Annotated in this window: 10 protein-coding genes and 1 pseudogene; 8 read left to right on the forward strand and 3 right to left on the reverse strand. The window is 64.0% G+C overall.

Annotation, left to right across the window (positions count from 1 at the left end; translation table 11 throughout):
* Positions 1–1,158: RNA-guided endonuclease InsQ/TnpB family protein (locus tag ON44_RS06580; RefSeq protein WP_218007530.1), on the forward strand; the 1,158-nt coding region annotated here is incomplete at its 5' end.
* Positions 1,155–1,916, forward strand: a complete 762-nt coding sequence (locus ON44_RS06585; protein ID WP_040687063.1) for a helical backbone metal receptor — start codon at positions 1,155–1,157, stop codon at positions 1,914–1,916. The genes ON44_RS06580 and ON44_RS06585, both read left to right, overlap by 4 nt.
* 106 nt (positions 1,917–2,022) lie before the next feature.
* Here the strand turns inward: ON44_RS06585 and ON44_RS06590 are convergent, their stop codons facing one another.
* Positions 2,023–3,096 carry an amidohydrolase family protein gene (locus ON44_RS06590; protein ID WP_040687056.1) on the reverse strand — a complete coding sequence of 358 codons (1,074 nt, stop codon included), beginning with the start codon at positions 3,094–3,096 and terminating at the stop codon, positions 2,023–2,025.
* A 73-nt stretch (positions 3,097–3,169) separates the two neighbouring features.
* Complete coding sequence (locus tag ON44_RS06595; RefSeq protein WP_040687065.1) at positions 3,170–3,799, reverse strand: TetR/AcrR family transcriptional regulator; 630 nt, start codon at positions 3,797–3,799, stop codon at positions 3,170–3,172.
* Between the two features lie 101 nt (positions 3,800–3,900).
* Between ON44_RS06595 and ON44_RS06600 the strand changes: the two genes are divergently transcribed.
* A complete protein-coding gene (locus ON44_RS06600; RefSeq protein WP_040687058.1) occupies positions 3,901–4,302 on the forward strand; it encodes a Dabb family protein in 402 nt (133 codons plus the stop codon).
* Between the two features lie 14 nt (positions 4,303–4,316).
* On the opposite strand, the gene icmF is transcribed toward ON44_RS06600, so the two are convergent.
* A complete protein-coding gene (gene icmF / locus ON44_RS06605; protein ID WP_040687059.1) occupies positions 4,317–7,535 on the reverse strand; it encodes a fused isobutyryl-CoA mutase/GTPase IcmF in 3,219 nt (1,072 codons plus the stop codon).
* Between the two features lie 302 nt (positions 7,536–7,837).
* Between icmF and ON44_RS49990 the strand changes: the two genes are divergently transcribed.
* The 5 genes and pseudogenes from ON44_RS49990 to ON44_RS06625 form a co-directional block, all read left to right on the forward strand.
* Complete coding sequence (locus ON44_RS49990) at positions 7,838–7,990, forward strand: hypothetical protein (protein ID WP_157187064.1); 153 nt, start codon at positions 7,838–7,840, stop codon at positions 7,988–7,990.
* 4 nt (positions 7,991–7,994) lie between these two features.
* Positions 7,995–9,209, forward strand: coding sequence for an RNA-guided endonuclease InsQ/TnpB family protein (locus ON44_RS06610; protein WP_218007531.1), 1,215 nt, complete (start codon positions 7,995–7,997; stop codon positions 9,207–9,209).
* A gap of 269 nt (positions 9,210–9,478) precedes the next feature.
* Complete coding sequence (locus tag ON44_RS06615) at positions 9,479–9,841, forward strand: hypothetical protein (protein ID WP_157187065.1); 363 nt, start codon at positions 9,479–9,481, stop codon at positions 9,839–9,841.
* The gene (locus ON44_RS06620) at positions 9,838–10,032 is read left to right on the forward strand and encodes a hypothetical protein (RefSeq protein WP_040687060.1); all 195 of its coding nucleotides are present in this window, start codon (positions 9,838–9,840) and stop codon (positions 10,030–10,032) included. The genes ON44_RS06615 and ON44_RS06620 overlap by 4 nt, the downstream gene beginning before the upstream one ends.
* An 11-nt stretch (positions 10,033–10,043) precedes the next feature.
* Positions 10,044–10,384: pseudogene (locus ON44_RS06625) on the forward strand (hypothetical protein); the annotation flags it as partial.

The following is a 10,384-nucleotide window of genomic DNA, read 5'->3' on the forward strand; positions in this document are numbered from 1 at the left end:
GGCGAATTGTCGAAGCGACTCACCGAGGTCAAATGCACGCCGGAGCGGGCGTGGCTGACCGAAGTGTCGTCGGTCGTTCTGCAACAGGCGCTCGCCGATCTGAACACCGCCTACCGCAACTTCTTCACCTCGGTAACGGGCAAGCGCACAGGTGCCAAGGTCGCGCCGCCGAGGTACCGATCCTGCAAGGACAGCAGGCAGTCGATCCGGTTCACGAAGAACTCCTGGTTCGCGGTCACCTCCGGCGGGAAGCTGCGGTTGCCGAAGATCGGGGACGTATCGGTTCGCTGGTCACGAGAGCTGCCCTCGGCCCCGTCGAGTGTGACGGTCGTGAAAGATGCTTCGGGCAGGTATTTCGCGTCGTTCGTGGTGGAAGTCGAGTCCGGGCCGCTGCCGCTGCCGGATTCCGAGGTCGGTATCGACTTGGGGTTGACGTCGTTCGCGGTGTTGTCCAACGGCATGGTGATCGAGAACCCGAGGTTCCTGCGCCGTGCCGAACGCAAGCTCCGCAAAGCGCAACAGTCGTTGTTACGCAAGCAGAAGGGCTCCAACAACCGAGCCAAGGCGCGACTGAGGGTCGCGAAGGCGCACGCCAAGGTCTCCGACACGCGTCGGGACTGGGCGCATAAACAGTCCACGACGATCATCCGCGATAACCAAGCGGTGTATGTCGAGGACCTGTGCGTCAAGGGTTTGGCTCGGACGAGGTTGGCGAAGTCGGTTCACGATGCCGGGTGGGGCATGTTCACTCGCATGCTCGAAGAGAAGGCCGCGCGGTATGGGCGGCGCTTCGGCAAGGTGGACCGCTGGTTCGCATCTACCCAACTGTGCTCATCCTGCGGTGCACTGACCGGCCGCAAACCGCTGCATGTCCGCCAGTGGACGTGCACGTGCGGCACCATCCACGATCGGGATGCGAACGCCGCGAAGAACATTCGGGCCGCAGGACGTGCGGACAGCCCAACGCCTGTGGAGCTGGTGTCAGACTCGGCCTCGGCCGAGCGACCGGCATCGAAGCAGGAACCCACCGGAAGCGCGGCACAGCCCGCACAGTACGGGATCTCCCGCCTTCAGCTTCTGGTGGGAGAGGACGTCAATTCGAGGAGATGCACACGACCATCCGAATTGCGTGTCCCGGGCCGTCGGGTGCTGTCATGACCGACGATCTGGGCGCGGCCGTGCACATCGACCGCCCGGCGCGACGGGTGGTGTCGCTGGTTCCGTCGCTGACCGAGGCCGTTGCGGTGAGTCGCCCCGAAGTCCTTGTCGCGGCCACGGATTGGTGCACACATCCCCCGGACCTGGACGTCGAGCGGGTGCGTGGCACCAAGAACCCGAATGTGCGCCGAATCATCGAGCTCGCACCCGATCTGGTGCTGTGCAATCAGGAAGAGAACCGCCGCATCGATGTGCAGCGGCTACGGGATGCGGGAATCCCGGTATGGGTTACCAGAATCGAAACGTTGGACGAAGGCTTCACGTCGCTGCACCGGCTTTTCACCGAGGCGCTGGACGGTTCGGTGCCGGAATGGCTTGTCGAGGCCGAAACATCCTGGGCCGCACCACCTCCCGTGCCGCTGCGCAATACGGTCATCCCGATCTGGCGCAACCCGTGGATAGTGGTCGGCCACAACACCTTCACCGGTGACCTGGCAGCGCGCCTCGGCCTGCGACTCGTGCACGCCGACCGCACCGAGCGCTATCCGCACGTCTCCGAGGACGAGCTGACCCGCGATGTCGAACTCGTCCTGCTGCCCGACGAGCCCTACGTCTTCACCAGATCCGATGGTCCCGAAGCCTTCCCTGGCCTGCCGGTCGCCTTGGTCGAAGGTCGCAGCCTCACCTGGTACGGCCCATCGCTGGCCACCGCCCGCGACATCCTGACCCGCCAGATCGCCGAGACCTCCATCACCTGATCCCGCTACCCCGCGAAACCGGTAGGGGGCGAGATCGAAATGATCGTGCCGAGCGGCCTCGATGACCGTCTGCTATCCGGCCGATCGCCGGCTCGGCTGAAGCGGCTCAGGATCCGACTCGGTATGTCCGCTGGGCGTTGGTTCGGAAGATCTGCTCGAGTTCGTTACGGCCACCGCCGTGGTCGGTGATTGCGGTGGCGATGAGCTCGGCGCTGTCGGCGATGCTCGTAATCGGCTTGTCCACTGGGAAATTGGAGCCCCACAGCAGGCGGTCCGCGCCGAAGATCTCGTAGGCATGCGCGACGAGCGGGCGAATTCGATCCAGCAGCACCGGAATCGGTGTCGACGTGCCACGTGGTGGTACCGGGTGGCCGAGGATCGGCATCATCAAACCGCTGACTTTCGTGACCACATTGGGGTTTTCGGCGAGCGCGGTGAGATCGTCGCGCCAGCGGACGAATAGTTCCCGGCGCAGGCTCGGATTCGTTCCGGTGTGTTTGCCGACCGGGCCGAAAATTCCCGCGGGCGTGGCGAGATGGTCGAGCACGATCGGGACTTCCGGATAACGTTCGGCAAGCGCCGTCACATCGGGTAGCGCATGCGAATACACCCAGGCCTCGAAAGACAGCCCACGCTCTGCCAGTGCCGCGAAGCCGTTGAGGAATTCCTTGGTGGTGAGTGCGCTCTCGTGCTCGGTATACGGCCGGACATGCGGATCGGGATGGTGCGCGACATGCGCGCGAATGCCGCGCACCAGCGGCGATGCGGCCACGTGGGCATCGAGCAGCGCCGCGAAATCCGGTGCCGCCGGATCGGCATTCCCGATGATTGCGCCGAGTGCCGGATTGTCGCCGCCGAATGGCAGCCCGGCCACCCACTTCGTCTCGTCGGCCGCGCCCAGTGCCCCCTTTCCGGTCCAGCCGACCTCGATATGCACGATCGACTCGACCGGGATACCGCCTGCGTCCGCGCGGTAATTCGCGGGCAGATATGGATTCGCATAGGCGGTCGGATCCCCGACGAATTCCCGATCCCGGCGCGGTGCCACCTGCTTGGCCCAATCGATCGGAATGGGCAGCATCCGGAGCAACTTCGCCGTCCGGCTGAATTCGCGCGGCGTGCGGAACGGATCCCACTGATGAATATGGCTGTCGATTATCCGGATATTCGAGAGATCCATGTCCGCCGTCCCAACCACGCTGAAGGCCCTGACATCGCGATTGTCACACGCGCGCGGGCAGGCGCGTTCGGGTTCAGTGGGAACCGTATGCGGACAGGAATGTCCGCACCGCCGCATCGGCGATATCGGCCTGCTCGGCGTCGCTCACCTCGCGGGTGCCGAGCCGGGACCGGGCCTCCAGCGGCGCGGTGAGCAGGGCGAGCAGCTGTTCGGCGGCCTGCGCCGGATCGTTGGTCTGCAGCCGACCCGCAAGAGCGAGTCGCGCAAGTCGATCGGCCAGCGCCTCGGCTATGTGCCGCGAGGTGCGCTCCAGCACGGTGTCGGCCAGGTCCGGAAAGGCGGCGAGCTGTGCGTAGGTGAGCGCACGCAGCGAACGGGCTCGCTCGCCGGAGCATTCCGCGAGCAGCGCGCGCGCCGTGGTGGTGAGGGCGGCGGACAGATCGTCGCCCGGCTCGCGCAGGCGATCGACGATCGCAAGAGTTTCGGCGGCCACCGTGTCGGCGGCGGCCAGCACGGCGTGCCGGAAGAGGGTCTGCTTGTCATTGAGGTGGTTGTAGACCGTCGGTTTGGCGACACCCGCCTCGTCCGCGATCTCCTGCACACAGGCCTTGTCGTAGCCGCGCCGCGCGAAGACGGTGAATGCGACGTCCAGGATCGCCTGCCGCTTATCGATGCGCCCGCGCGCCGCCGTCGTACCCGTCACCACTGCATATTAGCGCCTGGTTGAACTTGCGGGTTCACTCTTGTGCATCTACTGGTCAGTTATATAGATTGAACTCGCTAGTTCAAAACGAGGAGGTATCCATGATCGTTCATCTGTTGCGCTTCGGCTTCCGCGAAGAGACCACCGAGGCGCAGAAGGCCGAGGTGCTCACGCTGATGAAGCGCACCGCGGCGGTCGAATCGGTGTCGTTCGCAACCGTCGGCCAGAATCTCGGCGACGTGAGCGAAGGGCTGACCCATGCCTATTGCGTGGGCATCGAGGATCTGGCGGCGATGGAGCGCTATATGCACGATCCGGTCCACCTGGCCGGTGATCCGCAGATCATCCCGCACTTCCAGAAGATCGCCATCGGCCCCGACGTATCCGATGAGCCGGATCCCGAACTGCGCGACAAGATCATGGCGCTGCACCACGCCAAGGTGGCGAAGTACCCGGAGTGGGCGCGTCAGATGGATGCGATTCCGGAGGTGCGAATCTTCTGACGGACCAACCTATTTCACACGTTGCGGCGGTACTGGCCGCCGACGGTGAAGAAGGTGTCGGTGATCTGTTGCAGGGTGCAGACCCGGGCGGCGTCCATCAGGACTTCGAAGATGTTGTCGTCGGTGCGGGCCACCGCGTCCAGGCGGGCGAGGGCGGCATATGCGGCATCGCGATGGTCGTTCTGGAACTGGCGCACGCGCTGCAGTTGTGACTGCTTCTCCGCTTCGGTACCGCGAGCCAATTCGATCACCCGATGTGGTTCGCCGTGTGGATTGCGGAAGGTATTGACACCGATGATCGGCAGCGAGCCATCGTGTTTGCGGTGCTCGTACCGCATCGATTCGTCTTGGATCTTGCCCCGCTGATAGCCGGTCTCCATGGCCCCGAGGACCCCGCCGCGCTCGCTGATGCGATCGAATTCGGCGAGCACGGCCTCCTCGACGAGATCGGTGAGCTCATCGATGAGAAAGCTGCCCTGGAGCGGATTTTCGTTCATCGCGATGCCCCACTCGCGGTTGATGATGAGCTGGATGGCCAGCGCGCGGCGCACCGATTCCTCGGTGGGTGTGGTCACCGCCTCGTCATAGGCATTGGTGTGCAGGCTGTTGCAGTTGTCGTAGATGGCGATGAGTGCCTGCAGGGTGGTGCGAATATCGTTGAAGCTCATCTCCTGCGCGTGCAGCGACCGGCCCGAGGTCTGCACGTGGTACTTCAGCTTCTGCGAACGCTCGTTGGCGCCGTAGCGATCTCGCATGGCGACGGCCCAGATGCGTCGCGCCACCCGGCCGATCACCGAGTATTCCGGATCCATGCCGTTGGAGAAGAAGAACGACAGGTTCGGTGCGAAATCGTCGATCCGCATGCCGCGTGCGAGATATGCCTCGACATAGGTGAATCCGTTGGCGAGGGTGAAGGCCAGCTGACTGATCGGATTCGCACCGGCCTCGGCGATGTGATAGCCGGAAATCGAAACCGAGTAGAAGTTGCGAACACCCTTGCGCACGAACCATTCCTGGATATCGGCCATCATGCGCAGACTGAATTCGGTGGAGAAGATGCAGGTGTTCTGGCCCTGATCCTCCTTGAGGATGTCGGCCTGAACGGTGCCGCGCACTGTCGCCAGCGTGCGTGCCGTGATATCGGCGGCCTCCTCGGCAGTGGGTTCGCGGCCCTCGGCGGTCGAGAACCGTTCCAGCGCTTGGTCGATGGCGGTATTGAGGAAGTAGGCCAGGATGGTCGGGGCCGGGCCGTTGATGGTCATCGATACCGAGGTGGTCGGCGCGATCAGGTCGAAGCCGTCGTAGAGCGCCTTCATATCGTCGAGTGAGGCGATCGAGACACCCGAGGTGCCGACCTTGCCGTAGATATCCGGGCGTTCGGCGGGATCGTGACCGTAGAGCGTCACCGAATCGAAAGCGGTGGAAAGCCTTGTCGCCTCGGCATGTTCGCTGAGCACCTTGAAGCGCCGGTTGGTGCGGAACGGATCGCCCTCACCGGCGAACATCCGCGCCGGATCCTCGTTATCGCGCTTGAACGGGAAGACACCCGCGGTGAACGGGAACCGTCCGGGCAGATTCTCCGAGCGCAGGAATCGCAGCAACTCACCGTGATCGGTGAAGCGTGGCAGCGCGACGCGCGGAATGGAATTTCCGGACAGCGTCTCCCGGCGCAGCGGAGTATGGATCTCGCGATCGCGAACCCGTACCACCTGCTCCTCGCCCCGATAGGATTCGGCCAGTTCGGGCCATCCCGCGAGCAGTTCGGCATTGTCGGCATGCAGTGCATCGCGGGCTTTTTCGGCGAGTTCGGCCACCGCGATGTCATCGGGCAGCTCGGCCGCCACCTGGTCGAGCCGCTGCAGGCGCTGTGCCGCAATGATTTGCGTAGCCGTATCGGCGTGGTAGTCGCGGACCGTATCGGCGATCTCGGCGAGGTAGCGCACCCGGGCGGGCGGGATGATCTGTGCGAACCTGGTGGAGGAGCGGGTTTCCACCTTCGGAAGTACACCGGGCTCCAGGTGCAGACCGTGCTCGGCGAGCAATCCGGTGAGGTGCTGGTAGAGCGCGGTCACACCGTCATCGTTGAAAGTGGCCGCGCTGGTACCGAATACCGGCATCTCCTCGGGGGATTTGGTGAATTCCTCGCGATTGCGAATCAACTGGCGCGAGACATCACGCAGCGCATCCTCGGCACCGCGGCGCTCGAACTTATTGATCGCCACCACATCCGCGTAATCCAGCATGTCGATCTTCTCCAGCTGGGAGGCCGCGCCGAATTCCGGTGTCATCACATACATCGACACGTCGACGTGGTCGGTGACCGCGGCATCGCCTTGGCCGATGCCGGGGGTCTCGAGGATGACCAGGTCGTATCCCGCTGCCTTGCAAGTGGTCACGATGGCGTCGATATTCTGCGGCAACTCGTGGCCGCCGCGGGTGGCCAGTGAGCGGAAGAAGATGTGATCGCCGTCGAGGGCGTTCATCCGGATGCGGTCGCCGAGCAGTGCACCGCCGCCGCGTCGCCGGGTCGGATCCACCGCGAGAATCGCGACGCGCAATTTGTCCTGCTGATCGGAACGCAGCCGCCGCACCAATTCGTCGGTGAGCGAGGACTTTCCGGAACCGCCCGTGCCGGTGATGCCGAGCACCGGCACCGTGCGGGCGGCTGCGGCCGCCGCCAAGGTCTGCCGATCGGACTCCGACAGCGTGTCCTGCTGCAGGCAGGTGATCGCGCGGGCGAGCGCGGCCCGTTCACCGGCGAGTACCGCGTCCAGCACCGGCGATTCGGCGGCGAGATCGAAATCGCAGGTCCGGATCAGCTGATTGATCATGCCGGGCAGGCCGAGCCGCTGGCCGTCCTCGGGGGAGAAGATGGTCACCCCGGATTCGGCGAGCCGCGCGATCTCCTCGGCGACGATCACCCCGCCGCCACCGCCGAAGATCCGGACATGGTCGGCACCGGCCTTTTTCAGTGCGTCGGCAAGATATTCGAAGTACTCGACATGTCCGCCCTGATACGAACTCACCGCGACGCCCTGGGCGTCCTCGGTGAGCACCGCGTCCACTACCTCACTGACCGCGCGATTGTGTCCGAGGTGGATGACCTCGGCGCCCTGCGCCTGCAGGATCCGTCGCATGATGTTGATCGCCGCATCGTGCCCGTCGAAGAGCGCGGCCGAGGTCACGAATCGGACGGGATGGGTGGGCGTGTGGAGCGCGGTGCTGTCGGCCACGGGGGTCCTCCGGGGGAGATCCTGTTTGGCGCCCGATACTAGGACGTCAAACTAATCCTACGGTGATGGCGGTCACTGCGCCAGGTGAACGTGCCGACATTGATGTCCGGAGGTTTGCTCGGCCGTTCGGCTATATCGAAAGATCGCTGGGCGTGTTGCTGTTCGGGCTTTGGTGTCGCTGCCTCGCTGATTAGTGTCGAACGTATGGGCGAATGCGCTGAGGGGGAGGTCAATGGCTGCGCCGCGATCGTCTTGCATGGTTCGGTGTCACCTTCGTCGTCGATCCCTACGGGCGGCAATGGGTGGATGTCGTGATCAACCGCGTCGAAGAATTCGGCTTCGAGTGCGAGCTGGCATGCGCCGTTGTGGAGTTCGCCGCAGTGTCCTCCGAGCTCCTGTACGGCTCTCGTAAGGAAGCAAAACTGGATGCCGTCCGCGACGGGTTGGGGGTGTGAGCTGATGCTGCGTAGCCACAAAGTTCGCCTGAGGCCGAACAATGTGCAGGCGAGGGGTCTGGCTCGCGCAGCCGGCTGCGCGCGTTTCGCCTGGAACTGGGGTTTGGCCTGGTGGCAGACCGAGTACGCGAGGTACAAGGCAGGGGAGCGGGACCAGGCTCCCGGCCAGATGGAAGCGCGGCGCATCTTGAACTCGCTGAAGCGGGAGCAGTTCCCGTGGATGGTGGAATCCACGAAATGCGCACCGCAGGAAGCGCTGATCAACCTCGGCCGCGCGTTTGGAAACTTCTTTGCCAAGCGGGCGAAGTACCCGACCTTCAAGAAGAAAGGTGTCAGGGACTCGTTCAGACTGTCGTCTGGGCAGTTCGCCGTCACCGAGAACCGGCTGCGGGTCCCCAACATCGGCTGGATCACGATGTCGGAGACCCCGCGCTTCACCGGCATCATCAAAGCCGTCACCATCTCGCGGCGCGCCGGGGAGTGGTTCGCGGCGTTGACGATCGAGACTACGGAACCGGAGAAGTTGCCCGCTACCGGCCGCACAGTTGGGGTAGATGTCGGTGTCCGTGAGTTCGCCACGCAACACGGTGTGCTGTCCGAGACTCCGCGTGCGCTGCGGAAGGCGCAAAGGAGACTGAAGCGTGCTCAGCAGGCGTTGTCGCGGAAGCAGAAGGGTTCCGCGAACCGGGCGAAAGCCCGGCTGAAGGTGGCGGCGATCCACGCGAAAGTCGCTGACACGCGTGGTGATTGGCTACACAAGGTCACTACCGGGCTGGTGGAGAAGTATGATGCGATCGCAATCGAGGACTTGAACGTGCGTGGCATGGTGCGTAACCGCCGGCTCGCGAAGTCCGTACTGGAGGCCGGATTCGGTGAGTTCCGTCGCCAGCTGGAGTACAAGACCGCCCTGGCCGGGCGGACCCTCCTTGTCGCGAATCGCTGGTTTGCCAGTTCCAAGACATGCAGCGCATGCGATGCAAAAACCAAGCAGCGCATGAGCCTGGATGTCCGCGAATGGCGCTGCGAACATTGCGGCACCCACCATCACCGCGACATCAACGCGGCGACGAATCTCGACAAATTGAATACGCCGGGAGTTCCCTGGTATCAGCCTGTGGAGAGTTCTCCGCCTCTACTGGCCAGCGCTTGCGCTGACCAGCAAGCAGCCTCTGTGAAGCAGGAACCCGACAGCGGAACTTGTGTGAACAAGATCGCGTAAGGTCGGGAGAACGGTGACCTGGAACAACCAGGTTGGTTGGTTGGTGTGTAGGCGCGACCAATTTCGTCATCGAGTAGACGAGTCAGATCGTCCGCAGACCGTTTAACAACTTCACCGGGCACTGTGGCATTGGCGGGAAAGTATCGCGGCACTCGTCGGTCTCGCATTGATCGCGACCCGTTGTCGGTGAACTGTTCCCGGCCACTCCGGCGGCGCAACCGCTGATCGATGGCTTCCAGCCGATTCTCACTCACGATGAGGTGCGAAAGGTGCAGGGCTACTTCGTCACCCTCGTCGCGGCGGACGGCGAACTCAACAGCCGATACACCGGTGCGGTCCGCAGCGCCCATCCGGATGCCGATCTGACCGGCATATCCGCGCTCGAATCACGGTGGCAGCCGATGACATCCCGCTTCGCCGCATTGATCGGTGCGATGAACGACAATGTCGTGAATTTCGATGCTGTCGTCGCGCTGAATGATTCGACAAAACCGCTCGGCTTCACGGCCTTTCGTGGAATCGGCTGGTGCTACGTCATTCCAGCGGGTTTGACTTTCGCGGTGATCAGCATCGCGCGTCCGAGTGGAGATCGCGCACGCCGCGCGAATGCGATTGGTGGTGAGTCGAAATGAACCCGCAGGCAGTCCGGCAGTGGTGCACGGCAGGTGTCGATCGGATCTCGCAGTGGTGCGAAATCAGTGCTGGAGCTTGGGCCGCGGTCGAAGCCCCGGCAGTCGCGACCGGGATGCGCGATGCGGTCATGGTCGCGGCCGTCACCGAATTCGGTTCGCCGAGTGAACCGAATGGCGGTGACCGACTGTGAAGACTCGCGCGATGACCATCGCGGCCGCATTCGCCGCGCTGACGGTGCTGTCGGGTTGCTCCGACGGTGACGCTCCGAAGTCGTCCGGGCCGGAGCAGTTGGTCGGATTGCTGCGCCTCACACCGGGTTCGGTTGCCGGTGACACCGTGACAGGCACCTGGTTCCGGATGGTGCAGCCGGGTGGGACGCCCGAGCGCGGTCCCTATATGCCCAACGGCGACTCCCCGGCGCAGGGCGGTGCGACCACACTACTCGAGCCGGGCACCGCGGGTGGTCTGCGCACCGGCGGATACCAGAGCGAGCCCAAACCCGGTTTCGCGCAGGGGCATTCGCTATCCGCATCGATTACCAA

The organism is Nocardia vinacea NBRC 16497 (assembly GCF_000308835.1).
GTDB classification, from domain to species: domain Bacteria; phylum Actinomycetota; class Actinomycetes; order Mycobacteriales; family Mycobacteriaceae; genus Nocardia; species Nocardia vinacea.

What these genes read in the sequence shown, in the direction of transcription:
- ON44_RS06585 (WP_040687063.1), top strand. Translation starts at nt 1,155, where the DNA reads ATGACCGACGATCTGGGCGCGGCCGTGCACATCGACCGCCCGGCGCGA.
- ON44_RS06590 (WP_040687056.1), bottom strand. Translation starts at nt 3,096, where the DNA reads ATGGATCTCTCGAATATCCGGATAATCGACAGCCATATTCATCAGTGG.
- ON44_RS06600 (WP_040687058.1), top strand. Translation starts at nt 3,901, where the DNA reads ATGATCGTTCATCTGTTGCGCTTCGGCTTCCGCGAAGAGACCACCGAG.
- ON44_RS06610 (WP_218007531.1), top strand. Translation starts at nt 7,995, where the DNA reads ATGCTGCGTAGCCACAAAGTTCGCCTGAGGCCGAACAATGTGCAGGCG.
- ON44_RS06620 (WP_040687060.1), top strand. Translation starts at nt 9,838, where the DNA reads ATGAACCCGCAGGCAGTCCGGCAGTGGTGCACGGCAGGTGTCGATCGG.